The sequence below is a fragment of the Micromonospora inositola genome, assembly GCF_900090285.1.
GTDB classification, from domain to species: domain Bacteria; phylum Actinomycetota; class Actinomycetes; order Mycobacteriales; family Micromonosporaceae; genus Micromonospora; species Micromonospora inositola.
The window spans coordinates 1,554,854-1,581,292 of record NZ_LT607754.1; the positions used below are offsets into that span (position 1 = coordinate 1,554,854).

General features: G+C 71.5%; 27 protein-coding genes. 2 read left to right on the top strand and 25 right to left on the bottom strand.

Annotated features, from left to right (window positions below):
• Positions 1 to 7: 7 nt before the first annotated feature.
• The 22 genes from nuoK to paaA form a co-directional block, all read right to left on the bottom strand.
• Entirely contained in the window at positions 8 to 307 is a 300-nt protein-coding gene (nuoK, locus tag GA0070613_RS07445) for an NADH-quinone oxidoreductase subunit NuoK (protein ID WP_088959269.1), read from the bottom strand.
• On the bottom strand, positions 304 to 1,077 hold the full coding sequence (locus tag GA0070613_RS07450) for an NADH-quinone oxidoreductase subunit J (RefSeq protein WP_089011617.1): 774 nt from the start codon (positions 1,075 to 1,077) through the stop codon (positions 304 to 306). The genes nuoK and GA0070613_RS07450 overlap by 4 nt, the downstream gene beginning before the upstream one ends.
• A complete protein-coding gene (gene nuoI, locus GA0070613_RS07455; RefSeq protein WP_089011618.1) occupies positions 1,074 to 1,715 on the bottom strand; it encodes an NADH-quinone oxidoreductase subunit NuoI in 642 nt (213 codons plus the stop codon). Before nuoI ends, GA0070613_RS07450 begins: the two co-directional genes overlap by 4 nt.
• Before the next feature lies 1 nt (position 1,716).
• Positions 1,717 to 3,075, bottom strand: a complete 1,359-nt coding sequence (nuoH, locus tag GA0070613_RS07460; protein WP_089011619.1) for an NADH-quinone oxidoreductase subunit NuoH — start codon at positions 3,073 to 3,075, stop codon at positions 1,717 to 1,719.
• Positions 3,072 to 5,552: an NADH-quinone oxidoreductase subunit G gene (locus tag GA0070613_RS07465; RefSeq protein ID WP_089011620.1), complete on the bottom strand. Its 2,481-nt coding sequence runs from the start codon at positions 5,550 to 5,552 to the stop codon at positions 3,072 to 3,074. The genes nuoH and GA0070613_RS07465 overlap by 4 nt, the downstream gene beginning before the upstream one ends.
• Complete coding sequence (nuoF, locus tag GA0070613_RS07470; RefSeq protein WP_089011621.1) at positions 5,552 to 6,868, bottom strand: NADH-quinone oxidoreductase subunit NuoF; 1,317 nt, start codon at positions 6,866 to 6,868, stop codon at positions 5,552 to 5,554. Before nuoF ends, GA0070613_RS07465 begins: the two co-directional genes overlap by 1 nt.
• Entirely contained in the window at positions 6,865 to 7,977 is a 1,113-nt protein-coding gene (nuoE, locus tag GA0070613_RS07475) for an NADH-quinone oxidoreductase subunit NuoE (protein WP_089011622.1), read from the bottom strand. Before nuoE ends, nuoF begins: the two co-directional genes overlap by 4 nt.
• Positions 7,974 to 9,299, bottom strand: coding sequence for an NADH-quinone oxidoreductase subunit D (locus tag GA0070613_RS07480; protein ID WP_089011623.1), 1,326 nt, complete (start codon positions 9,297 to 9,299; stop codon positions 7,974 to 7,976). Before GA0070613_RS07480 ends, nuoE begins: the two co-directional genes overlap by 4 nt.
• Positions 9,296 to 10,030, bottom strand: a complete 735-nt coding sequence (locus tag GA0070613_RS07485; RefSeq protein WP_089011624.1) for an NADH-quinone oxidoreductase subunit C — start codon at positions 10,028 to 10,030, stop codon at positions 9,296 to 9,298. Before GA0070613_RS07485 ends, GA0070613_RS07480 begins: the two co-directional genes overlap by 4 nt.
• Positions 10,027 to 10,707, bottom strand: coding sequence for a NuoB/complex I 20 kDa subunit family protein (locus GA0070613_RS07490; RefSeq protein ID WP_089011625.1), 681 nt, complete (start codon positions 10,705 to 10,707; stop codon positions 10,027 to 10,029). Before GA0070613_RS07490 ends, GA0070613_RS07485 begins: the two co-directional genes overlap by 4 nt.
• A 14-nt stretch (positions 10,708 to 10,721) precedes the next feature.
• The gene (locus GA0070613_RS07495) at positions 10,722 to 11,087 is read right to left on the bottom strand and encodes an NADH-quinone oxidoreductase subunit A (protein ID WP_089011626.1); all 366 of its coding nucleotides are present in this window, start codon (positions 11,085 to 11,087) and stop codon (positions 10,722 to 10,724) included.
• A gap of 134 nt (positions 11,088 to 11,221) precedes the next feature.
• The gene (locus GA0070613_RS07500; protein WP_089015809.1) at positions 11,222 to 12,499 is read right to left on the bottom strand and encodes a geranylgeranyl reductase family protein; all 1,278 of its coding nucleotides are present in this window, start codon (positions 12,497 to 12,499) and stop codon (positions 11,222 to 11,224) included.
• A 134-nt stretch (positions 12,500 to 12,633) separates the two neighbouring features.
• A complete protein-coding gene (locus GA0070613_RS07505) occupies positions 12,634 to 12,864 on the bottom strand; it encodes a hypothetical protein (protein WP_089011627.1) in 231 nt (76 codons plus the stop codon).
• Positions 12,865 to 12,955: 91 nt separating this feature from the next.
• Entirely contained in the window at positions 12,956 to 13,666 is a 711-nt protein-coding gene (locus GA0070613_RS07510; protein WP_089011628.1) for a demethylmenaquinone methyltransferase, read from the bottom strand.
• 212 nt (positions 13,667 to 13,878) lie between these two features.
• Entirely contained in the window at positions 13,879 to 15,072 is a 1,194-nt protein-coding gene (locus tag GA0070613_RS07515; protein ID WP_089011629.1) for a hypothetical protein, read from the bottom strand.
• Positions 15,073 to 15,428: 356 nt separating this feature from the next.
• Positions 15,429 to 16,619 carry a cyclic dehypoxanthinyl futalosine synthase gene (gene mqnC, locus GA0070613_RS07520; RefSeq protein ID WP_089011630.1) on the bottom strand — a complete coding sequence of 397 codons (1,191 nt, stop codon included), beginning with the start codon at positions 16,617 to 16,619 and terminating at the stop codon, positions 15,429 to 15,431.
• Between the two features lie 293 nt (positions 16,620 to 16,912).
• Complete coding sequence (locus GA0070613_RS07530) at positions 16,913 to 17,182, bottom strand: type II toxin-antitoxin system Phd/YefM family antitoxin (protein WP_089011631.1); 270 nt, start codon at positions 17,180 to 17,182, stop codon at positions 16,913 to 16,915.
• 40 nt (positions 17,183 to 17,222) lie between these two features.
• On the bottom strand, positions 17,223 to 18,359 hold the full coding sequence (gene paaE / locus GA0070613_RS07535; RefSeq protein ID WP_089011632.1) for a 1,2-phenylacetyl-CoA epoxidase subunit PaaE: 1,137 nt from the start codon (positions 18,357 to 18,359) through the stop codon (positions 17,223 to 17,225).
• Complete coding sequence (paaD, locus tag GA0070613_RS07540) at positions 18,356 to 18,832, bottom strand: 1,2-phenylacetyl-CoA epoxidase subunit PaaD (RefSeq protein WP_089011633.1); 477 nt, start codon at positions 18,830 to 18,832, stop codon at positions 18,356 to 18,358. Before paaD ends, paaE begins: the two co-directional genes overlap by 4 nt.
• Positions 18,829 to 19,554: a 1,2-phenylacetyl-CoA epoxidase subunit PaaC gene (gene paaC, locus GA0070613_RS07545; protein WP_089011634.1), complete on the bottom strand. Its 726-nt coding sequence runs from the start codon at positions 19,552 to 19,554 to the stop codon at positions 18,829 to 18,831. The genes paaD and paaC overlap by 4 nt, the downstream gene beginning before the upstream one ends.
• On the bottom strand, positions 19,551 to 19,871 hold the full coding sequence (paaB, locus tag GA0070613_RS07550; RefSeq protein ID WP_089011635.1) for a 1,2-phenylacetyl-CoA epoxidase subunit PaaB: 321 nt from the start codon (positions 19,869 to 19,871) through the stop codon (positions 19,551 to 19,553). Before paaB ends, paaC begins: the two co-directional genes overlap by 4 nt.
• Entirely contained in the window at positions 19,868 to 20,935 is a 1,068-nt protein-coding gene (gene paaA / locus GA0070613_RS07555; RefSeq protein ID WP_089011636.1) for a 1,2-phenylacetyl-CoA epoxidase subunit PaaA, read from the bottom strand. Before paaA ends, paaB begins: the two co-directional genes overlap by 4 nt.
• 367 nt (positions 20,936 to 21,302) lie before the next feature.
• On the opposite strand from paaA, the gene GA0070613_RS07560 reads away from it, so the two are divergent.
• Positions 21,303 to 22,292, top strand: coding sequence for a hypothetical protein (locus GA0070613_RS07560; protein WP_089011637.1), 990 nt, complete (start codon positions 21,303 to 21,305; stop codon positions 22,290 to 22,292).
• A complete protein-coding gene (locus GA0070613_RS07565; protein ID WP_089011638.1) occupies positions 22,292 to 23,227 on the top strand; it encodes a serine hydrolase in 936 nt (311 codons plus the stop codon). The genes GA0070613_RS07560 and GA0070613_RS07565 overlap by 1 nt, the downstream gene beginning before the upstream one ends.
• A gap of 127 nt (positions 23,228 to 23,354) precedes the next feature.
• On the opposite strand, the gene GA0070613_RS07570 is transcribed toward GA0070613_RS07565, so the two are convergent.
• Genes GA0070613_RS07570 through GA0070613_RS07580 form a run of 3 tightly spaced genes read right to left on the bottom strand, consistent with a single transcriptional unit; the run spans position 23,355 to position 26,160 of the window.
• On the bottom strand, positions 23,355 to 24,206 hold the full coding sequence (locus tag GA0070613_RS07570) for a menaquinone biosynthetic enzyme MqnA/MqnD family protein (RefSeq protein WP_089011639.1): 852 nt from the start codon (positions 24,204 to 24,206) through the stop codon (positions 23,355 to 23,357).
• A gap of 33 nt (positions 24,207 to 24,239) precedes the next feature.
• Positions 24,240 to 25,535, bottom strand: a complete 1,296-nt coding sequence (locus tag GA0070613_RS07575; protein WP_089011640.1) for an MFS transporter — start codon at positions 25,533 to 25,535, stop codon at positions 24,240 to 24,242.
• Positions 25,536 to 25,575: 40 nt separating this feature from the next.
• Positions 25,576 to 26,160, bottom strand: coding sequence for an ArsR/SmtB family transcription factor (locus GA0070613_RS07580; RefSeq protein ID WP_089011641.1), 585 nt, complete (start codon positions 26,158 to 26,160; stop codon positions 25,576 to 25,578).
• Positions 26,161 to 26,439: the final 279 nt, after the last annotated feature.

Sequence of the window (26,439 nt, forward strand, 5' to 3'; positions counted from 1 at the left end):
TTGCCCCTTAGTACTTGAGCAGGTTGGCGTCGTCGACGCTCGCCGAGCGTCGAGTCCGGAAGATCGACATGATGATCGCGAGCCCGACCACGACCTCGGCCGCCGCCACCACCATCACGAAGAACGCCATGATCTGGCCGTTGAGGTCACCGTTGATCCGGCTGAAGGTGACCAGCGTCAGGTTGGCCGCGTTGAGCATCAGCTCGACGCACATGAACAGCACGATCGCGTTGCGCCGGACCAGCACCCCGACGGCACCGATGGTGAACAGCACCGCGGCGAGGATCAGGTAGTAGTCGGGGGTCACTTTTTCTCGGTCCCCTTCAGCGAGGTCTCCTCGGCGGTCAGCTCACGGACCGGCAGGATGTCCGGGGTGCTGCGCTCGGTCAGCCGGCCGTCGGGCAGGCGGGCCGGGGTGGCCACCGAGGAGGAGGTGGCGAAGACGCCCGGGCCGGGCTTCGGGCCGGGGTAGTTGCCGGGGCGGAACCGGGCCTTCATGGTGGCGACCTGGTCCATCCGGTCCTCCTTGCGCCGCTCCACGTGCGCCAGCACCATCGCGCCGACCGCCGCCGTGATCAGCAGCGCCGAGGTCAGCTCGAAGGCGAAGACGTACTTGGTGAAGAGCAGCCGGGCGATGCCCTGCACGTTGCCCTCGGCGTTGGCCTGTTCCAGGCCGACCGCCCGGACGCCGTGGAGGGCCCGGTAGATGCCGCTGCCGACCAGGCCGGCGAAGCCGAGCCCGAGCACCACTGCGGCGGTCCGCTGCCCGCGCAGCGTCTCGATCAGCGAGTCGGAGGCGTCCCGGCCGACCAGCATCAGCACGAACAGGAAGAGCATCATGATCGCGCCGGTGTAGACGATGATCTGCACCATGCCGATGAACGGGCCCGCCTGGAGCACGTAGAACACGCCCAGGCAGAGCATGGTCAGCACCAACCAGAGCGCGGAGTGCACCGCGTTGCGGGCCCAGACCATGCCGATCGCGCCGATCAGCGCCAGCGGGGCGAGGATCCAGAAGGTCACCGCCTCGCCGCCGGAGACCGAGGCCGCCTCGGCGAGCACCGTCTGCGTGGTCATGCGCCGTCTCCCTTGCCTGCCGCTGCCCGCTGGGCCGCCTGCTCGGCGCCGGGGAAGGTCACGCCGGGGTGCTCCTCCACCTGGTACCGGCCGGGGCCCATCGGCGAGTGCTCGGCGCCGGCCGAGGTGCCCGGGTTGGTCAGCGAACCGATGTAGTAGTCCTTCTCGCTGTCACCCAGCCGCATCGGGTGCGGCGGCTGCTCCATCCCCGGCAGCAGCGGCGCGAGCAGCTGCTCCTTGGTGAAGATCAGGTCCTGCCGGTTGTCCCGGGCCAGCTCGTACTCGTTGCTCATGGTGAGCGAACGGGTCGGGCAGGCCTCGATGCAGAGCCCGCAGAAGATGCACCGGGCGTAGTTGATCTGGTAGACGCTGGCGTACCGCTCACCCGGGGAGAAGCGCTGCTCCTCGGTGTTGTCGCCACCCTCCACGTAGATCGCGTCCGCCGGGCAGGCCCAGGCGCACAGCTCGCAGCCGATGCACTTCTCCAGCCCGTCCGGGTGCCGGTTGAGGATGTGCCGCCCGTGGTAGCGCGGCGCCGAGACCGGCGGCTTGAACGGGTAGTCGGTGGTGACGACCTTCCTGAACATGTGCGAGAAGGTGACCCCGAAGCCCTTGAACGTTCCGGTGATCGTGCCCACGTCACACCTCCCTGGAGTCCGAGCCGGCGGCGACGTTGGCCGGCTCCCGCTCGGCGACCACGCGCTTGGTGCGCGGGCTCGGTGGTACCTGCAGGTCCATCGGGGGCAGCGGGAAGCTGCCGTGCGGACGGCTGTTGGCCTGGTCCTGGAGCGTCGGCTTCGGCTCCCGCTTGCGGTTCGGCCAGAAGAGCGTGGCCAGCAGCAGCACGCCCGCGCCGACCGCGGTGGCGAGCAGCCGGTCCCGGGCCTGCCAGTCCTCGATCGAGCGCAGCCCGGACAGGACCAGGATCCAGACCAGGTTGATCGGGAGCAGGACCTTCCAGCCGAAGCGCATGAACTGGTCGTAGCGCAGCCGGGGCAGCGTGCCCCGCAGCCAGACGAAGACGAAGACGAGGATCAGCACCTTGCCGAAGAACCAGAGCATCGGCCACCAACCGGAGTTGGCGCCGGCCCAGAAGGTGGTGATCGGCGCCGGTGCCCGCCACCCGCCGAGGAAGAGCGTGGTGGTGACCGCGGACATGGTCACCATCGAGACGTACTCGGAGAGCATGAAGAGCGCGAACTTCAGCGAGCTGTACTCGGTCATGAAGCCCGCGACCAGCTCCGACTCCGCCTCGGGCAGGTCGAACGGCGCCCGGTTGGTCTCACCGACGGTGGCGATGAAGAAGATGATGAAGCTCGGCAGCAGCAGGATCGCGTACCAGCCGGGTGCGGCGACCTCCCAGCCGCCGAGGCTCAGCCGCGTGCCGTGGGCCTGGGCGGCGACGATCCCGCTGGTGGACATCGTGCCGGCGGTCATGAACACCGCCACGATGCTCAGCCCCATCGCGACCTCGTACGAGATCATCTGGGCGCTGGACCGCAGACCGCCGAGCAGCGGGTACGTCGAGCCGGAGGCCCAACCGCCGAGCACGATGCCGTAGATGCCCATCGAGGAGCAGGCGAGGATCACCAGCACCGCCACCGACACGTCGGTGACCTGCAGCGGCGTGTGGTGGCCGAAGATGCTCACCATCGGGCCGAACGGCACCACCGACAGCGAGGTGACCGCGCAGATCACCGAGATGGTCGGCGCGAAGAAGAAGACCACCTTGTCGGCCGTCCGCGGGAGGATGTCCTCCTTGAAGGCCATCTTCAGACCGTCGGCGAGGGTCTGCAGCAGGCCGAACGGGCCGACCTGGTTGGGGCCGGGCCGGACCTGCATGTAGCCGACGACCCGGCGCTCGAACCAGACGCCGAGCAGCGTGGCCAGCAGACCGAAGACGAAGGCGAAGACGATCTTGCCGAGGACCAGCCACCACGGGTCCTTGCCGAAGTCCGCCAGCGTCGGGTCCTGCGCCGCGAGGTAGAGCGCGTTCACTGGATACCCCCAGCGTTGAGAAGGGGACCCGGGCGATCAGCCGCGTCCGCCGCGAGCGCGGGGGCGGAGATGCGTACGACCGTGCCGGACGTCGCGCCGAGGCTGCGCCGTACGGTCGAGCCGGGTGAATTGGTCGGCAGCCAGACGACGCCGTCCGGCATCTCGGTGATCGCCGCCGGCAGGGTGAGCGCCCCGCGGTCGGTGCCCACCGTGACCGGGTCGCCGTCGGCGACGCCGATCGCCTCCGCGGTGCCCTTGCCCAGCCGGACCACCGGCGGGCGGGCGGTGCCGGCGAGGTGCTCGTCGCCATCGGTCAGGCTGCCCAGGTCGATCAGCTGGTGCCAGGTGGCCAGCACCGCCTCGCCCGCGCCGGGCTGCGGCACCGGGACCGGCTCGACGGACGGCGCGGCCGGCTGGTCGACCCGGGTCGACGGCAGCGCGCCCAGCTCCCGGCGGACGCTCATCACGTCGCCGGTGCCGAGCCGGACGTCGAGCTGCGCGGCGAGCGCGTCGAGCACCCGGCCGTCGGTCATCGCGGCGGTCTCCAGCACGGCCTCGAAGGTGCGCAGCCGGCCCTCCCAGTCCAGGAAGCTGCCGGCCTTCTCGACCACCGGGGCGACCGGGAAGACGACGTCCGCCCGGCGGGCCACCGCGCTCATCCGCAGTTCCAGGCTGACCAGGAACGGCACCGCGTCGAGGGCCTGCTCGGCCAGCCGCGGGTCGGCCAGGTCGGCCGGGTCGACGCCGGCCACCACCAGCGCGCCGAGCTGGCCGTTCGCGGCGGCGGTGAGGATGCCGTCGGTGTCCCGGCCGGCCTGGCTCGGGATCACCCCGGCCGCGATGTCCCACGCCTCGCCGAGCTCGGCCCGGGCGGCCGGCTCGGTGACCGGGCGGCCGCCGGGGAGCAGGTTGGGCAGGCAGCCCGCGTCGACCGCGCCGCGGTCACCCGCGCGCCGCGGCACCCAGGCCAGCTTCGCCCCGGTACGCCGGGCGATGCCGGCCGCGGCGGAGAGCCCGCCCGGCACGGCGCCCAGCCGCTCGCCGACGATCAGGATCGCGCCCGGCGTGCTCAGCGCCTCGGCGACCGTGGCGTGCTCGGCCAGCACGCTGGCCTCCTCGCCCGGCACCACCCGGGCCAGCTTGGCCCCGAGCTTCTCCAGACCGCGGGTCGCGAACGGCGCGATCGCGTACACCGTGAGCTTCTTCTTCAGGTACGCCTTGCGCAGCCGCAGGAAGAGGATCGGGCACTCCTCCTCCGGCTCCAGGCCGACCAGCACCACCGCGGGCGCGTTCTCCACGTCCGCGTAGGTGAGGTCGGTGACCCCGGCGACGTTGCTGGCCAGGAAGTCGGCTTCCTCGCGGGAGACCGGCCGGGCCCGGAAGTCGATGTCGTTGGTGTTCAGCGCGACCCGGGCGAACTTCGCGTACGCGTAGGCGTCCTCGACGGTCAGCCGGCCGCCGGTGAGCACCGCCGTCCCCCGACCGCCGTCCCGGGCGGCGCGCAGCCCCTCGGCGGCGCGGGTCAGCGCCTCGCTCCAGGAGGCCTCGCGCAGCTCACCGGTCCGCTCGTCGCGGACCATCGGGGTGGTGATCCGGTCGAAGGCGCGGGTGTACTGGAAGCCCCACCGCCCCTTGTCGCAGTTCCACTCCTCGTTCACCGCCGGGTCGTCGCCGGCCAGCCGGCGCAGCACCTTGCCGCGCCGCCAGTCGGTGCGCTGGGCGCACCCGGCGGAGCAGTGCTCGCAGACGCTGGGGGTGGAGACCAGGTCGAACGGCCGGGCCCGGAACCGGTACTGCGATCCGGTCAGCGCGCCGACCGGACAGATCTGCACCGTGTTCCCGGAGAAGTACGAGTTGAACGGCACGTCACCCGCGTCGCCCTCTTCGCCGTACGCGTCGTCCCGGTAGATGTTGATCTCCTCGGCGGACGACCGGCCCATCAGGTCGATGAACTTGTCGCCGGCGATCTCCTCCGAGAACCGGGTGCAGCGCTGGCAGAGCACGCAGCGCTCGCGGTCGAGCAGCACCTGGGTGCTGATCGGCATCGGCTTCTCGTACTCCCGCTTGTGCTCGTGGAAGCGCGAGTCGGTCCGGCCGGTGGACATGGCCTGGTTCTGCAGCGGACACTCGCCGCCCTTGTCACACATCGGGCAGTCCAGGGGGTGGTTGAGGAGCAGCAGCTCCATCACCCCCTCCTGCGCCTTCTTCGCGACCGGGGAGGTGAGCTGGGTGCGGACCACCATGCCGTCGGCCACCGTCTGGGTGCAGGAGGCGACCGGCTTGCGCTGGCCCTCCACCTCCACCAGGCACTGCCGGCAGGCGCCGGCCGGGGCCAGCAGCGGGTGGTCGCAGAAACGCGGGATCTCGGTGCCCAACTGCTCGGCGACCCGGATCAGCAGCGCGCCCTTGGGGGCGGTGACCTCGACGCCGTCGATGGTGAGGGTGACGGTCTCGGTCTGCTTGGCTACGTCGGTCATTAGTGGGCTCCCACCAGCTGCTTGTCCGACAGCTTCGGCGCGGTACGTCCCTCGATGTAGTCGAGGTAGTCCTGCTTGAAGTACTTCAGCGACGAGGTCACCGAGCTGGTCGCACCGTCACCCAGGCCGCAGAACGAGCGGCCGAGGATGTTGTCGCAGGTGTCGAGCAGGGTGTCCAGGTCCTCGTGGGTGCCCTGGCCGGCGAGGATCCGCCGGTAGACCCGGACCATCCAGTAGTTGCCCTCGCGGCACGGGGTGCACTTGCCGCACGACTCGTGGTGGTAGAACTCCAGCCACCGGTAGGTCGCGTACACCGGGCAGTCCTGGTCGGAGAAGATCTGGGTGGCCGTGGTGCCCAGGATCGAGCCGGCCGCCGCCACCCCCTCGAAGTCCAGCGGCACGTCCAGGTGCTCGGCGGTGAGCAGCGGGGTCGACGACCCGCCCGGGGTCCAGAACTTCAGCTCGTGCCCGGGCTGCATGCCGCCGGCCAGCTCGATCAGCTCCCGCAGCGTGATCCCCATCGAGCACTCGTACTGGCCCGGGTCGGCGATCCGGCCCGACAGCGAGTAGATCATCGGCCCGGAGGACTTCTCCGTGCCCATGGTCTTCCACCAGTCCGCGCCGCCCAGCACGATGTACGGCACGCTGGCGATGGTGCCGACGTTGTTGACCACCGTGGGGCTGGCGTACAGGCCGTGGGTCGCCGGGAACGGCGGGCGCAGCCGGGGCTGGCCCCGGAAGCCCTCCAGCGAGTCCAGCAGCGCGGTCTCCTCACCGCAGATGTACGCCCCGGCGCCGGAATGCACCACCAGTTCCAGGTCGAAGCCGGTGCCCTGGATGTTCCGGCCGAGGTAGCCCTTGGCGTACGCCTCCTGGACGGCGTTGCGCAGCCGGCGCGCGGCGTGCACCGCCTCGCCCCGGATGTAGATGTAGGCGCGGTTGGCCCGGATCGCGTACGACGCGATGATCACGCCCTCGACCAGCGAGTGCGGGTCGTGCGTCATCAGCGGCAGGTCCTTGCAGGTGCCCGGCTCGCCCTCGTCGGCGTTGACCACCAGGTAGTGCGGCTTGCCGTCGCCCTGCGGGATGAACCCCCACTTGAGACCGGTCGGGAAGCCGGCGCCGCCGCGACCCCGCAGCCCGGAGTCCTTGATCAGCTGGATCAGGTCGTCCGGGTGGGCCTTGAGCGCCTTGCGCAGGGCGGCGTAACCGTCCAGCTTCTCGTAGGTGCCGATCCGCCAGGCGTCCGGCGACAGCCAGCGCTTGGTCAGCACCGGCGTCAGCTTGGCCAGCGTCTCCGGCCGAGGCGTCGTCACTTCTGTGCCTCCGCTTCCTTGAGGTTGCGCTCCTGCGCCCCGGCCTCGTCGCCGGCGGGCTTGCCGTCGCCGGCCGGCGGGTTGGCCGCCGTGCCGGCGGCCTCCGCCTTTTGCGCGTCGCGCGGGGCCGGCGGCGTGCTGTCCGCCGGGATCTTGGTGCCGGGGGCGTCCGGCACGGCGGTCCGCGCGTCCGGCTGCCGGGTCTCGGCGGTACGCACCTGCGGCGACTTGTCGTCCGGCGCCTTCACGTCCGGCGCGGTGCTGCCGGTCGCTGCGGCGGCGGGAGCCGGCTCGCCGGTGCCCGCGTTGCCGGCCGTGCCCGTCGTGGGCTTCGCGCCGTTGACGTTCGCGGCCGGCTGGGCCTTCGCCGGCTCGGCCTTGGCGGCCTCGGCGGCCTTCGCCTGCGCCGCGGCCCTGTCGGCCTCGGCCTTGCTCCGGATCGGGGTGTTCGGGTCGAAGCCCGCCACGGCGATGCCATGCTGCTCGGCCAGGCGCAGGCCGCGCAGGCTCGGCTCGCCCGGGCCGCCGTCGGCGACCGCGCCCGCGCGCTCGTCGGCGAAACCGGCGAGCTGCACCGCCATCTCCTTCAGCGTGCAGAGCCGGGCGCCCCGGGTCGGCATCGGCCGGCCACCGGCGCGCAGCTCCTCGACCACGCCGAGCGCGCCCTGCGGGTCGACGCCGTCGAAGAAGTCGTAGTTGACGGTCATCACGGGGCCGTAGTCGCACGCCGCCAGGCACTCGGCGTGCTCCAGGGTGATCTTCCCGTCGGCGGTGGTCTCGTCGTGCCCGACGCCGAGGTGCTCGGCGAGGGTGTCGTAGACCTCCTGGCCGCCCAGCACGTTGCACATCGTGTTGGTGCAGACGCTGACCAGGTAGTCACCGGTCGGCTTGCGCTTGTACATGGTGTAGAAGGTGGCCACCGCGCCGACCTGGGCCTTGTTCAGCCCGAGCACCTCGGCGCAGAACTCGACGCCGGCCGGGGAGACGTAGCCCTCCTCGGACTGCACCAGGTGCAGCAGCGGCAGCAGCGCCGAGCGGGACCGGTCCGCCGGGTAGCGGGCGATGATCTCCCGCGCCCGCTCGCGGGTCTCTTCGGTAAAGACAGTCATCGGTCACAACCACCCATCACGGGGTCCAGCGAGGCGCCACCGGCGATCACGTCGGCGATCAGGCCGCCCTCGGCCATCGCCGGGAGGGCCTGGAGGTTGACGAAGCTCGGCTCCCGGTAGTGCACCCGGTAGGGCCGGGTGCCGCCGTCGGAGACCGCGTGCACGCCCAGCTCGCCGCGGGGCGACTCGATGCCGACGTACACCTGGCCCGGCGGGACCCGGAAGCCCTCGGTGACGAGCTTGAAGTGGTGGATCAGCGACTCCATCGACTGACCCATGATCTTGGCGACGTGCTCCAGCGAGTTGCCCATGCCGTCGACGCCGATGGCGAGCTGCGCCGGCCAGGCGATCTTGCGGTCGGCCACCATCACCGGGCCCGGCTTCAACCGGTCGAGGGCCTGCTCGACCAGCTTCAGCGACTCCCGGATCTCGGCGAGCCGGACCAGGTAGCGGCCCCAGACGTCGCCGTCCGGGTGGGTCGGCACGTCGAACTCGTACGTCTCATAGCCGCAGTACGGCATGGTCTTGCGCAGGTCCCAGGCGAGACCGGCGGAGCGGAGCACCGGACCGGTGACACCGAGCGCCAGGCAGCCGGTCACGTCCAGCACCGCGACGCCCTTGGTCCGCTCGGTCCAGATCGGCTGGCCGGAGAGGAGGTCCTCGTACTCCTTGAGCTTCTTCGGCATCATCTTGAGGAACTCGCGGATCTTGACGATCGCGTCGTCCGGCACGTCCTGCGCCACGCCGCCCGGTCGGACGTACGCGTGGTTCATCCGCAGGCCGGTGATGGTCTCGAAGATGTCGAGGATGTGCTCCCGCTCGCGGAAGCCGTACAGCATGATCGAGATCGCGCCCAGCTCCATGCCGGTGGTGGCCAGCCAGACCAGGTGCGAGGAGATCCGGTTCAGCTCCATCATCAGCACCCGGATGGTGTTCGCCCGCTCGGTCACCTCGTCGGTGATGCCGAGCAGCTTCTCCACCGCCAGCGCGTACGCCGTCTCGTTGAACAGCGGAGCGAGGTAGTCCATCCGGGTCACGAAGGTCGAGCCCTGGACCCAGTTGCGGTATTCGAGGTTCTTCTCGATGCCGGTGTGCAGGTAGCCGACCACCGAGCGGGCCTCGCGGACCGTCTCGCCCTCCAGCTCCAGGATCAGCCGGAGCACGCCGTGCGTGGACGGGTGCTGCGGACCCATGTTGACGACGATCCGCTCGTCGTTGATCGGGTCGGTGCCGGAGACGACCTGGTCCCAGTCCCCACCGGTGACGGTGAAGACCTTGCCCTCGGTGGTCTCGCGCTCGGTCGCGTAGTTCGACGTGGTCACTGGTAGGACCTCCTACGGTCCGGCGGGGGGATTTCCGCACCCTTGTACTCGACGGGGATGCCGCCGAGCGGGTAGTCCTTGCGCTGCGGGTGCCCCTCCCAGTCGTCCGGCATGAGGATCCGGGTCAGGTTGGGGTGGCCGTCGAAGACGATGCCGAACATGTCGTACGCCTCCCGCTCCTGCCAGTCCGCGGTCGGGTAGACGGCGGTGACGCTCGGCAGGTGCGGGTCCTCGGCGGAGACCGCGGCCTCCAGCCGGACCCGGCGCCGGTAGGTCATCGAGGTGAGCTGGTAGACCACGTGCAGCCGGCGCTCGTCCGCGCCCAGGTAGTCCACCCCGGACACCGAGGAGCAGAGCTCGAAGCGGAGCGCCAGGTCGTCCCGCATCACCTGGCAGACCTCGGCGATCCGCTCCGGGCGGACGTGCAGGGTCAGCTCGCCGCGGTCGACGACGACCTTCTCGATCGCGTCGCCGAAGGCCGGGTACGCCTCCTCCAGCGCGTCCCGGACCTCGTCGAAGTAGCCGCCGTACGGCCGGGGGGTCTCCTCGACCGGCTTGCGCTGGCGGACCAGGCCGCCGTAGCCGGAGACATCACCGGTGCCGTGCATGCCGAACATGCCGCGCCCGGCCGGGCTGGACGGGGGGTACTCGGCCGGGGCGCCGCTGGTGGCGCCGGCCGGGGTGGTCGGCACCGGCACGCCGCCGTTCGCCTTGTTGTCACGTGCGGTCACTTCTTCACGCCCTCGTGCGGGTGGAGGTGGTTCTGAGCGTTCATCCAGTTCTCGATCCGCAGCTGCTCCTCGCGCCCCTCGCGGACCGCCTTCGTCCACTCGGCACGCCGGGCCTTGTCGTTGCGGTACGACGACGGCATCGAGCCGTACGGCACGACGGGCACGTCACCGCGCTCCTTGCGGGCCTCCAGCATCTTGCGGCCGTTCGCGCCCAGCGGCTCATACATGATCTTCTCGCGGAGCTTGAGGATCGCGTCGATGAGCATCTCCGGCCGGGGCGGGCAGCCCGGGAGGTACATGTCGACCGGCACCACGTGGTCGACGCCCTGGACGATCGCGTAGTTGTTGAACATGCCGCCGCTGCTCGCGCAGACGCCCATGGAGAGCACCCAGCGGGGCTCGGCCATCTGGTCGTAGATCTGGCGCAGCACCGGGGCCATCTTCTGGCTCACCCGGCCGGCGACGATCATCAGGTCCGCCTGGCGGGGCGAGGCACGGAAGACCTCCATGCCCCAGCGGCCCATGTCGTAGTGCGGACCACCGGCCGCCATCATCTCGATGGCGCAGCAGGCCAGGCCGAAGGTGGCGCCCCAGACGGACGACTTCCGCGACCAGTTGACCAGCTTCTCCACGGAGGTGAGCAGGACGCCGGCGGGGAGTTTCTCCTCGATGCCCATCAGACGTACCTCCCTCAGTCCCAGTCCAGGCCGCCGCGCCGCCAGACGTAGGCGTAGGCGACGAAGACCGCGACGATGAACATGACCATCTCCACGAAGCCGAAGATCGGCAGGGCGTCGAAGGAGACCGCCCAGGGGTAGAGGAAGATGATCTCGATGTCGAAGACGATGAAGAGCATCGCCGTCAGGTAGAACTTGACCGGGAACCGGCCGCCGCCGACCGGCTGCGGGCTCGGCTCGATGCCGCACTCGTACGCCTCGAGCTTGGCCTTGTTGAGGCGCCGGGGTCCGGCGAAGCGGGCGGCGGCCACGGAGAACAGTGCGAACCCCGCGGCGAGGGCGAACAGCCCGATGATCGGTGCGTAAGGCGAGAGCGTCATCGTTGTCTCCTGCTCGTCCTTCCCTGCCCCTGGTGCTTGGCGAAAATCACACTATTCACGTCCCTCGTGACCGCGGCCAGCGGGGGGTCGATCTTTGTCCGCGCCCGGGGCCGTCGCCGGCCCCGGGCGGTGGTCTAGACGGCTGGTGCCACCTTCGTCATCGCGTTGATGACCCGATCCATCGAGTCGCCGCCGCGCGGGTCGGTCAGGTTGGCCAGCAGCTTGAGCACGAAGCGCATCAGCGTCGGGTGCGGCATGCCGTGCTTGGTGGCCATCCGCATGATCTCCGGACGGCCGATCAGCTTCACGAAGATGCCGCCGAGCCGGTAGTAGCCCCCGAAGCGGGCCTTCAGCTCCTGCGGGTACGCCATCAGCGCCCGCTCCCGCTCGGCGCCGGCCGGCCGGGCGAGCGCCTGGACCGCGACCTCGGCGGCCAGCTCGCCGGACTCCATCGCGTACGCGATGCCCTCGCCGTTGAACGGGTTGACCATGCCGCCGGAGTCGCCGACCAGCATGACCCCGCGGGCGTAGTGCGGCACCCGGTTGAAGCCCATCGGCAGCGCGGCGCCGAGGATCGGCCCCTCCGCGTTCGCCTCGTCGGTCATCCCCCAGTCCTCGGGGGTGTTGGCGAGCCAGTCGGTGAGCAGCCGCCGGTAGTTGGTCTTGCCGAAGGCGGAGGAGGAGTTCAGCACGCCGAGGCCGACGTTCACCCGCCCGTCGCCGAGGCCGAAGATCCAGCCGTACCCGGGGAGCAGGTTGTCGCCGCTGTCCTTGCTGCGCAGCTCCAGCCACGACTCCAGGTAGTCGTCCTCGTGCTTGGCGGGCGAGCGGTAGTAGCGCCGGACGGCCACGCCGATCGGCCGGTCCTCCCGCTTGGCCAGCCCGAGGGCGAGTGGGAAGCGGCCGGAGACGCCGTCCGCGGCGACCACCAGCGGGGCGTGGAAGGTGGCCGGCTCCTTCTCCGGGCCGACCTCGGCCTGCACGCCGATCACCCGGTCGTCGGCGTCGAGCACCGGGCCGGTGACGTTCACGCTGGTGCGCAGCTTCGCCCCGGCCGAGATGGCACGCTGAGCGAGCAGGTCGTCGAAGTCGAGCCGGGTGCGGACCAGGCCGTAGTTGGGGAAGCTGGCCAGGTCGGGCCAGTCCAGTTCGAGGCGTACCCCGCCGCCGATCACCCGCAGGCCACGGTTGTGCAGCCAGCCGGCCTCGGGCGAGGTGTCCACGCCCATCCGGATGAGCTGCCGTACGGCGCGCGGGGTGAGCCCGTCGCCGCAGACCTTCTCCCGGGGGAACTCGGTCTTCTCCAGCAGCAGCACGCGTACGCCGTGCCGAGCCAGGTGGTACGCGGTTGCCGATCCTCCGGGACCGGCGCCCACGACGATCACGTCGGCGTCGTTCTCCACCGCGGTCATCTGCGCCTCCTCCCGCATGCTCGTGAAATGCTTCACAAGCCGATCGGGTTGGAGTCTATGACCGGCGTTACACCCGTAGCCGGTGAGGGGTACCTAACTTCCTGGAAACGCGCCGGTCGGGGTCCACTTCGACGTCAGGGGCGGGTGGGTGCGGCGGCGTCCAGCCCGGCGTCGACCCGGATCGTCTCGGGCAGGTGGTCCCGCAACGCGCCTCCGGCGGCGCGGTCGAGCGCGGCGAGCACCTCGGCGACCACCTGACGGACATCGGCGGGATCGGCGCCGGCCAGCTCCTTGAGCTGCGCGATGAGTTCCGCGGCGTCGTCGTCGGTGGCCGCCGGCGCGGCCGCCTGCTCTGGTCCCGTCATGGGGTGAGCTTATGGGGCAAAGTGGACTAAAAACGGATATTCACGAAACAGCCCGTTTATGGCGAAACTGCGTCGCGCGCGCGGCCGCGGGTCAGTCGCGGATCGCGCGATGCAGCGCCACCACACCGCCGGTGAGGTTCCGCCAGGCCACCCGGCCCCACCCGGCCGCGCCGATCCGCGCGGCGAGAGCCGCCTGGTCGGGCCAGGCCCGGATCGACTCGGCGAGATAGACGTACGCGTCGGGGTTGCTGGAGACCGCGCGCGCCACCGCCGGCAGGGACCGCATCAGGTACGACAGGTAGACGGTCCGGAAGGTCGGGTTGACCGGGGTGCTGAACTCGCAGACCACCAGCCGGCCGCCCGGCCTGGTCACCCGGGCCAGCTCGCGCAGCGCGGCGTCGGTGTCGTTGACGTTGCGCAGCGCGAAGGAGATGGTCACCGCGTCGAAGCTGGCGTCGGCGAAGGGCAGCTTGAGGGCGTCCCCGGCCAGCAGCGGCACCTGCGGACGGGTCCGCTTACCGGCGTGCAGCATGCCCAGCGACAGGTCCGCGCCCACCGCGTACGCCCCGGAGTGGGCCAGTTCCTCGGTCGAGACACCGGTGCCCGCGCCCACGTCCAGCACCCGCTCGCCGGGGCGCAGGCCGAGCGCCGCCCGGGTGGCCCGCCGCCAGAACCGGTCCTGCCCGAAGGAGAGCACGGTGTTGGTCAGGTCGTAGCGGGCGGCCACGCCGTCGAACATCGCGGCGACCTCGTGCGGCTGCTTGTCCAGGCTGGCGCGCTGGCCCTGCGGGGTACGGCTCACCCCTCCACTCTGCCAGCCGGGCTGGGAGCGGCGGCCGGTGGGTCGATCGGGCGCTCGACCGCCGCGGCATCCCGTCGGCCCGCGGGCGCCGGGAAGGGGGTCGCCGCCGGGGCGACCCGGCCCGATGGACAGTGGGGGCGGGATGGCCACCCATCCCGCCCCCACTGCCGTGCGTTATGTGAACGACCCTCCCGGGTCGATAGAGGACGCCCTCAGGCCGTCGGCTTCTCGTCGCCCGGGGTCAGCAGGACGACCCGACGCCGCCGCGCGGCCAGGACCAGCACACCACCCGCGACCAGCACGGCGGCCCCGATCCCGCCGATCAGCCCGGCCTGCGGCCCGGTCACCGGCAGACCACCGCCGCCACCGCCGGCACCGCCGCCACCGCCGGCACCGCCCTTGGCGGCCACGATGACCGCGAAGTCGTCCACGTTGTCCGACGGGTCCACCTCGGTCGCCCGCGCGTTGGCGCCGAACAGCTCGGCCTTCTCGAAGATGGTCGTGCGGGCCGCCTTGGCCAGCGGCGAGTCCGCCGGCGCCTCGTCGAGGGCCTCAGCCGCCAGCGAGCCGTCCGGCAGCGTCACCGGAGCCTTGACGCCTGCCGCCACCTTGATCGGGAACGGAAGGTCGAACCCTTCGCCCGGCGCCAGCAGGAATTCATCGTCGCGGCACGTCGCGGTACGCATGTCGGCGGAGTACTTGCAGCCCTCGTACTGCTCGGTGAAGGTGACCTGCTTCGGCAGCTGCAGCTTCAGCTCGATGCCCTTGGCGATGGTGTCGCCCTGGTTGCGGACCAGGCCCACGACGCCTGTCTCGTCGCCCGGGTACAGCGGGGGCTGGTTCTGCTGCTCGCCGCCGTCGATGTCGAACTTCGTCTTGACGTCTTCCACCCGCACACCGAGGTCGACACCCGGCCCGCCCTCGAACTCCAGCTTGACCTGCTTGATGTTGTTGTCCGGAGTGGTGTCGTCGGGCGACCGGACGACGAAGCCAATGTAGGTGTCACCGCCGTCGTAGCCCTCGGGGCTCTTGATGGTGACGACCGGGAACTCCAGCGTCTCGCCGGGACCCGGAATCTTCGCCGCCGGCACGGGGCACTCGAGCGAGTCGATCGGGCCGCCCTTGCAGCCGTCGACGGCCGGGAGGGTGATGATCCGCTCGTCATGGAGGCCGGACAGGTCGACAGCGACCGTCATCGCGCTCGGCGTGCCCGGGCCGTTGTTCTTGACCTTGACCCAGCCGATCTTCTCCGTGGTGCCCTCGGCCAACGTGGTGCCGGCGACCGTCAACTCCAGGTCGGCCTTCGTGTCGGCGGCCTGGGCGGGTGCCCCCGCCATCGCGACCGCGCCGGCCGCGAGCAGCGCCGCCCCTCCGATCCGGAGCGCAGCCCGGCTACGTATGTTCATGCGAGGTGCCCCCGTGTAGGTCGTGTCAGAGGTCGGACATCGCGGAGGTTATCGGTTGCCCACCACCCGCGCTATCCCACGCCAAGACGACCGTGATCAGCGGGCTTAAGAATTGGGTAAGGATTGTTCGGATTGATGGCGGTTGCCGGTGATGACCGGAGCGCCCGGCCCAGCGGCCGTCCCACAGAATCAGCCCGTCCAGTGGACAACCGTCCACCGATCGGCTGATGTGCGCGCCCCGGGCCAGGATCACCGACCGTTCGCCGAACATCCACGCTGGCGGTCGCCGAGACGGGCGATGCCTCGGCCGGCCCGCCGACCGCTTCCACCGGGCGAGGCCCTCCGCCGGCCGTAGGTCAGCGGGCGTCGACCAGCGGCAGGGACTTCCCCGCGCCCCCGCCAGGCAGGGCGATCGAGGAGAAGTGCGAGACCACCCGCTCGTCGGTCGGGTCGTCCGCCGGAGTGTGGTGCACGGCGAGCCGGTTGTAGAGGGTGTCCCGCTGCGCCGGAATGCGGTCGGCCGAGCGGATCATCCCGATCAGCTCGTGCAGGTTGGAGCGGTGCCGGGCGCCCGCGGAGGAGATGACGTTCTCCTCCAGCATGATCGAGCCGAGGTCGTCCACGCCCATGTGCAGGGCGAGCTGCCCGGCGTCCTTTCCGGTGGTCAGCCAGGACGCCTGAAGGTGCGGGACGGTCTCGAAGAAGAGCCGGGCCACCGCGATCAGCCGCAGGTACTCCAGGGTGGTGGCCTGGGTGCGCCCCTTGAGGTGGTTGTTCTCCGGCTGGTACGTCCACGGGATGAAGGCCCGGAAGCCCTGGGTGCGGTCCTGCACGTCGCGGATCATCCGCAGGTGCTCGATCCGCTCGGCGTTGGTCTCGCCGGTGCCCATCATCATCGTCGCGGTGGACTCAACACCCTGCCGGTGCGCCAACTCCATCACCTCGAGCCAGCGCGCCCCGGACTCCTTCAGCGGGGCGATCGCCTTGCGCGGGCGGTCCGGCAGCATCTCCGCGCCGGCCCCGGCGATCGAGTCCAGCCCGGCCGCCTTGATCCGGGCGATGGCCTCGTCCAGGCTGACCCCGGAGACCTTGGCCATGTGCAGGATCTCGCTCGGCCCGATCGAGTGGATGGCGAGCTGCGGGTACGCCTTCTTCACCGAGGAGAAGAGCTCCTCGTAGTACTCGACGCCGTAGTCCGGGTGGTGGCCACCCTGGAGCATCACCTGGGTGGCGCCCAGCTCGACCGCCTCGCCGCAGCGGCGCAGGATCTCCTCGGTCGGGTGGGTCCAGCCTTCCTTGTGCTTCGGGGCCCGGTAGAACGCGCAGAACTTGCACGCCGTCACGCAGACGTTGGTGTAGTTGATGTTGCGGTCGATCAGGTACGTGACGATGTTGTCCGGGTAGCGCCGCCGGCGCACCGCGTCCGCCGCCTCGCCGAGGGCGTGGAAGGGCGCCTCGGTGTAGAGCAGCAGGGCCTCCTCGGGCGTGATCCGCCCGCCGTCCGCGCCGCGCTGCAGGATGTCGTCGATCTCCCGGCTCACCGTCACGCCCCCGAGCCTACGTCGCCCGCTTCAGCGTCGACACGCCACTCCACCCCCGGTGACTCGCGCCCTACGACCGCAGACCGCCCTCAGTTCATGCCGGGGCTCGCCACCGGAAGCCCTGCACCCTTGGCCGCGTCCAGCAGACGCCGGTCGTACGTCACGAAGGCAGCGAAGTCCGAGCCCGCCTGGCGTGCCAGGATCTCCGCCGTGGCGAGGTGGATCGCGCCATGCCACGAGGTCCTCGGTCGCCGCCTCCCGGCGGAGCAGCTTGATGACGGCCGCCGAGTCCAGGTAGATCACCAGCGCTCCTCATCCCGGTACTCGACCAGCGCCGCCGCGACGTCCTCAGCGGGGTCGCCCAGGACCGGCGGCATGGGCAGCGGTCCGGTCGACGTCGGCGCGGTCGCCCGACCCTCCGCCACCAGGCGACCGAGGAACGCGTCACCCGCCACGACGGGCACCAGTCGAGCGATCGGCTCTCCCCGGTCGGTCACTTCCACCGTCTCACCGGCCCGCACCCGGGCGAGAACCCTGCTCGTGTGCTGGTTGAGTTCACGGATGGCGATCTGCTCCGGGGAGCAATTGTAGAACGAGTCGTTCTACATATCACGCGTCGTAGTCCACCGTGAGCTTGTCCGTCACCGGGCTCGACTGGCAGGTGAGGACGTAGCCGGCCGCCACCTCGTCCGGCTCCAGGGCGTAGTTGCGGGCCATGGTCACCTCGCCGGAGACGACCTTTGCCTTGCAGGTCGAGCAGACGCCGCCCTTGCAGGCGTACGGCAGCTCGCCGCGGACCTTGAGCGCGGCGTCCAGCACCCGCTCGTCGCGACCCATCGTGAAGCTCGACGAGCGGCCGTCCAGCACGATCGTCACCTCCGCCCCCGCGCCGGGCTCGTCGGCCGGCCGGCGCACCGGCTCCGGCGGGGCGTCGACGTGGAACAGCTCGGTGTGCACCGCCGACTCCGGCAGCCCGCGGCCGGTCAGCACCGTCTTGGCGTCCACCACCATCTGGTACGGGCCGCAGAGGAACCACTCCTCGATCGCGTCACCCGGCACGATGGTGTCGAGCAGCCGGCCCAGCCGGTCGGCGTCGACCCGCCCCGACAGCAGCGGCGACTCGCCCTGCTCCCGGGAGAGCACGTGCACCAGGTGCAGCCGGGTCGGGTAGCGGTCCTTCAGGTCGGCCAGTTCCTCGGCGAACATCACCGTGTTGGCCGTGCGGTTGCCGTACACCAGGGTGAAGGTGCTGGCCGGCTCGACGGCCAGCGCGGTCGCGACCAGCGCGAGCACCGGGGCGATGCCGGAACCGGCGACCACCGCGCCGTAGCGGCGGACCCGGTCCGGCGCGAACGCCGTGGTGAAGTGCCCGAGCGGGGGCAGCACCTCGACGGTGTCGCCGCCGCGCAGCGCCCCGCAGGCGAAGGCGGAGAAGGCGCCGCCGGGGATCTCCCGCACCCCGATCCGCAGCCGGCCGTGCCGGGTCAGGTCGTCGGGGGTGGAGCAGATCGAGTACGACCGCCGCACATCCTCCCCGCCACCACCGGCGGAGCCGGTGAGCCCGGCTCCGCCGGGACGACGCACGGTCAGGTGCTGGCCGGCGGAGAACGCGAAGGTCTCCCGCAGTTCCTCCGGCACGGCGAAGGTGATCGCCACGGCGTCGTCGGTGAGCCGGTCCACGGCGGCCACGGGGAGCGGGTGGAAGGCCGGCCGGCGACGGACCGGTCGGGTGATGGTGACAGTCACAGCGCCTTCACATGGTCGAAGGGTTCGGAGCAGGAGCGGCAACGCCAGAGGGCCTTGCACGCGGTGGAGCCGAAGCGGCTGACCTGCTCGGTCTCCGGGGAGCCGCAGCGCGGGCAGCGAACCGCCAGCGAGAGCGGCACCACGTTCCCGGCGCGCACCGGGGCGGGCGGGGCGATACCGGCGGCGGCGAGCTTCGCCCGGCCGCTGTCGGAGATCCAGTCGGTGCTCCACGCCGGGCTGTAGACCGTGCGGACCTCGGCGTCCGGGTGGCCGGCGGCGGCGAGCGCCCGGCGGATGTCCGCCCGGATCACGTCCATCGCCGGGCAGCCGGTGTAGGTGGGGGTGATGGTGACGACGACCCGACCGGTGGCCGCATCCTCCTCGACCGCCCGCAGAATGCCCAGCTCGTCGATGGTGATGACCCGGATCTCCGGATCCACCACCGCCGCCGCGGCCGCCCTCGGATCACTCACCAGCGGGCTCCGGGGTGCGCGCGGTGCAACACCTGCATCTCGGCGAGCAGGTAGGAGAGGTGCTCGGTGTGCACGCCGTCCCGCCCGCCGCCGGGCATCCAGCCGTCCGCCGGCCGGGCCAGCGTGGCCTCGTCGAGCACGGCGGAGACGGCGGCGTCGAAGCCGGCCCGCAGGGTGGCCGGGTCGACCGGCGCCGCCGGGTCCGCCGCGAACAGCTCGTGGAGGTACGGCCAGACCTCGTCGACCGCGGCCTGCATGCGACGGTGCGACTCCTCGGTGCCGTCGCCGAGCCGCTTCACCCAGAGCGAGGCGTGGTCCAGGTGGTAAGCGGACTCCTTGCGTGCCTTCGCCCCGATCGCGGCCAGCCGCTCGTCGGCGCAGCCCGCCAGCGCGGTGTAGAGCGGCAGCTGGCACGCCGACAGGAAGAACAGCTTCGCCATGGTCACCGCGAAGTCGCCGTTGGGCAGTTCGACCAGGAGGCAGTTGCGGAACTCCCGGTCGTCGCGGAGGAACGCCAGCGCGTCCTCGTCCCGGCCGGCGCCCTCCAGCTCACCCGCGTATGTCAGCAGCAGCCGGGCCGCGCCGAGCTGGTCGAGGGCGATGTTGGCCAGCGCGATGTCCTCCTCCATCTCCGGCGCGCGGGAGGTCCACTCGCCGAGCCGCTGCGCCGCGATCAGCGCGTCGTCGCCGAGGGCGAGGGTGAAGTCGAACAACGTGCTCACAGGTGGGCCACCCCGTCCGGCACCTCGTAGAAGGTGGGGTGGCGGTAGACCTTGTCGGCCGCCGGGTCGAAGAAGGCGTCCTTCTCGTCCGGGCTGGACGCGGTGATCGCGCCCGCCGGCACGACCCAGATCGAGACGCCCTCCTGGCGGCGGGTGTAGAGGTCCCGCGCGTTGCGCAGGGCCAGCTCCGCGTCGGGGGCGTGCAGGCTGCCGACGTGGGTGTGCGACAGTCCGCGCCGCGCCCGCACGAAGACCTCCCACAACGGCGAGGGATCGCTCACGCTGAGCCGATCGGTTCGCTCGCTACGCTCGCTCACGCGGCCACCTTCTCCTTCTGCTCCGCCCGCTTGGCCGCGTACGCGGCGGCGGCCTCGCGGACCCAGGCGCCGTCGGCGTGGGCGCGGCGGCGGTGTTCCATCCGCTGCCGGTTGCACGGCCCGTTGCCCTTGATCACCTGCATCAGCTCGTCGTAGTCGGGCTGGGTGTAGTCGTACGCCTGGCGTTCGTCGTTCCAGCGCAGGTCCGGGTCGGGGATGCGCAGGCCCAGGATCTCGGCCTGCTGCACGCACATGTCCACGAAGCGCTGCCGCAGCTCGTCGTTGGAGAAGCGCTTGATCTTCCAGGCCATGGACTGCGCCGAGTGCGTCGAGTCTCCGTCCGGCGGGCCGAACATGGCCAGTGACGGGTACCACCAGCGGTCGACGGCGTCCTGGGCCATTGCCTTCTGCCCAGGGGTGCCGTGCGCCAGGGTGTGCAGGATCTCGTACCCCTGGCGCTGGTGGAACGACTCCTCCTTGCAGACCCGGATCATCGCCCGGGCGTACGGCCCGTAGGAGCAGCGGCAGAGCGGGACCTGGTTGACGATCGCCGCGCCGTCGACCAGCCAGCCGATCGCGCCCACGTCGGCCCAGGTGAGGGTCGGGTAGTTGAAGATCGAGCTGTACTTCTGCCGGCCGTTGAGGAGCAGCTCGACCAGCTCGTCGCGGCTGATCCCGAGGGTTTCGGCGGCGGCGTAGAGGTAAAGGCCGTGGCCGGCCTCGTCCTGCACCTTGGCCAGCAGGATCGCCTTGCGCTTCAGGGAGGGGGCGCGGCTGATCCAGTTCGCCTCGGGCTGCATCCCGATGATCTCGGAGTGCGCGTGCTGGGCGATCTGCCGGATCAGCGTCTTCCGGTACGCCTCGGGCACCCAGTCGCGCGGCTCGATCTTCTGATCGGCGTCGATCACGTCCGCGAAGTACGCCTCGAGGTCCTCGTCGGGGGCCGGTCCGCCGCGCCGGGCCCGGGCGGCGGCCTCCCGCAGCGCCGCCTCCGCCGCCTCGACCTCGCCGAGCAGGCCACCGCCGGGCGCGTCGTCCGGCGCGGAGAAGTCGTTGCCATACATGAGGCCAGTGTTACAGCTCGCGACCGATGACACCAGAGGGTGTAACAGGAAACCGGCCGCACCTTCCGTCACCGGTCGACCGCTTCGCGTGAGAGCCGGCGACCTGCGCAAACCTGTGAGTTGGGCCACTAGGGAAAGGTGAATCCTCTCAAGGGCGGCATAGCGGTCGATTGCCCCGCCTTCGCGGCGAGTTGCCGGGCGCCAGGTTCTGGCATCCGGCGTGTCCGGAAGTAGACTTCGCCCGGCACACCGATCGGCTGCTGACGATCGCCACCGGCTCACGGCCACTCCCCCGGCCCCGGCGATCAGGCCGTACCCATTCGGAAGAGCCGGTCCCCCCGGCCAGACATCTGGAGTTCACCCACTCATGCGACCTCGCGTGGCCATGGTGCTCGCCATCGTGGCGGTCCTCCTCGGTGGCGTCATGCTGGTGCCCGCCGCGTACGCCCGCCTCTCCGGTGGGGGCGCCCTCGCCAGCATCGGCGGCATCGGCGGCGGCGCGGAGAACGTCCCCGCGCCCGCGCCCACCACACCGCCCCCGCCGACCCTGGCCGCCGGCCCGGTCTCGGTGAACTTCAAGGGGCAGTTCTTCTCCTGGGCGCTGATGGACCGACAGACCGGGCAGATCAGCGGTGCCGCCAACATGAGCCAGACGAACTCGACCGAGTCGATGCTCAAGGCCTGGATCGTCTCGGACTACCTGCGCCAGCTCGGCGACAAGCAGCCCTCGGCCACGCTGAAGAAGCAGGCCAGCCTCGCCATCCGGGACAGCAACGACGACGCGGCGAACGCGGTCTACAAGGCCGCGGGCGGCTCCTACAAGGCGCCGCCGGGCGGCCAGCCCGGTCCGGTAGTCAAGCGGGCGATCAGCATCTGCGGTCTCACCGACACGACGCGGGGCAACGTGCCCGGTTACGAGGGTTGGTGGAGCTTCACCCGGATGTCCCCCCGGGACGCCGTCCGGATGGGCGACTGCATCGCCGACGGCAAGGCCGCCGGGAAGTGGACCAAGTGGGTTCTGAACGAGATGAGCGCGGTCCGGGGCAGCGTCACCGCCCAGCATGAGCGCTCCGGCGGTGGCAAGTGGGGCATCGTCGACGGCCTGCCGGCCGAGATCAAGGCGCAGGGCCCGGTCAGCATCAAGAACGGCTGGACCCAGCTCGGTTACGACGGGAACTGGCACGTCAACTGCCTGGCGGTCACCGACAAGTGGAGCCTCGCGGTGATGATGCGCTACCCGGCCAAGACCCCCCTGTCGTACGGCGCGAAGGTCTGCGCGAGCGTCACCACCCAGTTGGTCACCCCGCAGCCCGGCGCCGCCCTCAAGGTGCCGCAGCAGCCGGTCGGGAAGCTCTGATGGCCGGCAATCGGCGCCGCCCGGGCAGCCACCACCGCTCGCTGACGTTCGCCGCCGTCGCGGTCACCCTGGTCGGCCTGGTCCTCGTGTCGCTGCGGCTGGTCCCCGGCTCGCCGTTGCGGCCCACCGCCGCCTCGCACTCGGGCTCCACGGCCGGGCGGTCCACCAACGCGCCCACCGACCGCAGCAGCCGACCCCAGCCGACTCCGTCGCCGACCCCCTCCCTGGAGCCGCTGCCGTTCCAGGCCCAGGAGCTCGACCTCGACATCAAGGGCTGGTACGCCTGGAGCGTGCTGGACAAGCGGACCGGCGAGATCATCGGTTCGAAGAACATGGGCGAGACCAGCACCACCGCCTCGATGATCAAGTCCTGGATCGTCGCCGACTACCTGCGCCGGGCCGACGAGGCCGGCCAGACGCCGAGCGACGCCAAGCTCGCCGACGCCACCCGGATCATCCGGGACAGCGACAACACCCGGGCCGAGCAGTTCTACAACAACGTCGGCCGGTCGGCCTCGATCAAGCGACTGATCTCGACCTGCAAGCTGACCGACAGCAAGGTGGCCGCGGACGGCGGTTGGAGCCGGACCAACCTCTCCCCCCGGGACACCGCGCGGCTCGGGCTCTGCATCTCCGACGGCCGGGCCGCCGGCCCGAAGTGGACGAAGTGGCTGCTCAACGAGATGCGGCTGGTCCGCGGCGCGGGTGACTTCGGCATCCGCAAGGCATTCCCGACCGCCGAGCAGAAGACCATCGCGATCAAGAACGGCTGGATCGACCGGACCAAGGAGCAGGAGATGCACATCAACTGCCTCGCCATCGGCGACACCTGGACGATGGGCGTGATGGTCCGCTACCCGATCAACATGGGCTACGAGTACGGCATGAAGAACTGCCAGAAGATCACCGAGGCGCTGCTCCGCCCGGCGACCTGAGCCCGTTCTCCGCCTCGCCGACGTGGCGGTGTCCCGACCCCGGGACGCCGCCACGTCGCCGTCTCGGCGGAAGCCAGCCGATGGAGGACATCGACCGGGGAGGACACCGGCCGGGCCGGCCGCCGGGTCAGCCGGCGAAGAACTCGGGGCCGCCCTCGGGCAGGGCCGGGGCCTCACCGAGCGCGGCGGCCCGCCGGGCGAACTCGCGCAGGCCGGCCACCTGCCGCTCGCCCAGGGAGAAATCGAGGGTGCGGAAGTAGGTCGCCAGGGTCGCCGCATCGAACGGCTCCCACCGGGCGGCCGCCTCGGCGACCTGGTCCAGCTCGGCGAGGCAGAGGTCCCGCGAGCGCAGGAACGCCTCGTGCACCTCCTTGACCAGGCCGGGGTGGGCGGCGGCGAAGTCCCGGCGGACCGCCCAGACGGCGAAGACCATCGGCAGGCCGGTCCACTCCCGCCAGGCCTGGCCGAGGTCGGTGACCGTCAGGCCCCGGCGGGGCGCCTCGTAGAGGGCGCGCAGCGCCACGTCGCCGATCAGCACCCCGGCGTCGGCCTCCAGCAGCATCTGGGTCAGGTCCGGTGGGCACCGGAAGTACTCGGGGCGGACGCCGTACCGCTCGCCGAGCAGGAGCTGGGCGAGGAGCACGCCGGTCCGGGAGGTCGAGCCGAGCGCGACCCGGCGCCCGTCCAGCTCGGCGAGGGGCTTGGTGGAGACCAGGTTGACGGAGAGGACCGGGCCGTCGCTGCCGACCGCCAGGTCCGGCAGGAGCAGCAGCTCGTCGGCGTGCCGCAGGTACTCCACGTGCGAGATCGGCCCGATGTCCAGGTCGCCGGCGACCAGCGCGGCGCTCAGCCGGTCCGGCGAGTCCTTGTGCAGGTCGACGTCGAGCAGCGCGCCGGACCGCATCAATCCCCAGTAGATCGGCAGGCAGTTCAGGAACTGGATGTGTCCGACACGGGGGCGGGCGATGCGGTCAGCCATGCCCCGACCGTATCCCCGCCGCCGACCGCCGGCTCACCGGGATGGCGTCGGAGTGGCCAACTCCGCACCCGCCGCGCGGCCGGCCACCGCGCCGGCGTCGTCCGGTCGGGCCACGGCCGCCCGCTCGGCGCGGACCGCCCGGCGGACCGGGATCACCACCGCGGCGACCACGAGCAGGCCCGCCACCCCGCAGCCGGCGACCAGCGGCCGGGGTTCCGCCAGCTCCAGCAGCAGCCCGCCGACCAGGAAACCAGCCATCCCGGCGCCTTGGACCGCCGCGCCGAACACGGCGAACGCCCGACCCCGGGCCACCTCGGGGACCCGGCGGGCGAGCAGCAGGGTGTGGAAGACGTTGTCGCCCCCGTTCGCGACCCCGCCGAGCAGCCAGATCGGCACGAGCAGCGCGGCGGACGGCACCGCCGCCGACGCCAGGACGGCGAGACAGCAGCAGCCGAGCAGGGCCAGGCCGGCCCCGAGCAGCGCACCGTCGTCGGCGAGCCGCCGGGCGACCCGGGCGAAGAGCCAGCCGCCGAGCACGACGCCCAGCGTCCACGAGCCGGTCACCAGGCCGTACACCGTGGTAGAGCTGCCGAGGGTCTCCCGGATGAAGAAGACCTCGACCACGTTGATCGCCCCGACCGCCGCGATCACCCCGGCGAGGGTGGCGATCCCGGCCACCAGCAGCGGGTCTCGGCGCAGCCGCCAGGTGGTCGCCGTCGCCCCGGACCCGGTGGCCGCCGGGTCCGCGCGTCGGGATCCGCCCCGTCGGGTGCGGATGAGCAGCCCGGCCGCCACCAGCGCGAGGTAGCTGCTGGCGTCGACGAGCAGCGGCAGGCGGGCGCCGAACTCGCCGACCAGCAGCCCGGCCAGCGCCGGCCCGGCGAGCGCGCCGAGGGTGCCGGCGGTCTGGTTGAGGGCGCTGGCCCGGGGCAGGTCATCGGCCCGGACCATGGCCGGCACCAGGGCGGAGAGCACCGGCTGGGTGACCGCGAGACCGGCGGCGAGCAGCGCCACCAGGGCGATGACCAGGCCCGGATCATCGGCGTACGCGAGGGCGAGGCAGACTCCGGCCTGGGCCAGCCCGGCGACCACCAGCAGGAGCCGGCTGTCCACCCGGTCGGCGAGCCGCCCGGTCAGCGGGGCGAGCGCCACCAACGGCAGGGTCGCCGCGAGCAGCAGCGCCGAGACGGCCAGACCGCCCGCCCCGGCAGACTGCAGGGCCAGCGTGAGCGCGCTGGCGGCGAGGAAGTCCCCGCAGCTGGAGATGCCCCGGGTCGCGGTGGCGAGCCAGACGTCCGACCAGCGCGACGGACCAGATGTGAAGGACATACTTCGAAAATAATGCTTCACATCTGGTCCGCGCAAGACCTCAGTCGATGGGCAGCGCCCGGTACTGCACGGCGACGGTGCGGGCGCCCTCCGGTGGGTCCGCCACCCGGAGGCGCCGTCGGTAGGGCGCCGTCAGCTCCTGGATCGACTCGTTGAGCCCGGCGAGTTCCTCGGCGGTGAGCAGCAGCAGCGTGTCGCTGAACCAGGCCGCCTGGTACCACTCGACCGGCTCGTCCGGGGCCCGGCGGATCCAGTCCCGGGTGCGCTGGCTGTCCCGGGCCAGGTGGGCCTCCACCAGGGCCAGCTCCGCCGCGCGCGCCTCCGAGTCGGCGGCCGGCCCGGACTCCACGTAGTACGACGGGCTGAACGCCCGCCACACCCGCTCCCGGGCGTCGCCCCGGCTCGGGGCCTCCTCGATCAACCCGAACTTCGCCAGCGCCCGCAGGTGGTAACTGGTCGCGCTCGGCGAGAGTCCGGCGATCTCCGCGCACTCGGTGGCGGTCGCACCACCCTCCAACGAGCCGAGGTGTTCCATGATCGCGAGCCGGGCCGGGTGGGCCAGCGCCCGCATCACCTCCGGATCGCTGATCGTCACTCGGCGCTGCTCGGGACGGGAGTCGGTCATGCCCCCCATGATCCCGCGCGCACGCCGGACCCGCCCTCGGCGGCACGGACGGCCCGGGGCCGCGCTTGGTAGTGCCCAGACGACAAACCAGGCCGGCGCGCCGTCCGGCTGCCGGCCCGCCGGGAAATGCGTGGCTGGCGGCGATGACACGGCGTAAGGTTGACCGCCGCGCGCGAGGCCGCGCGCCACCTCGCCACCGGGCACAGCCGGCACCGCATCTGACGGAGCGCCGGGCGGCCCAGGTCAACCGATCACACGAACGCACCGGAAGGTCGCCTC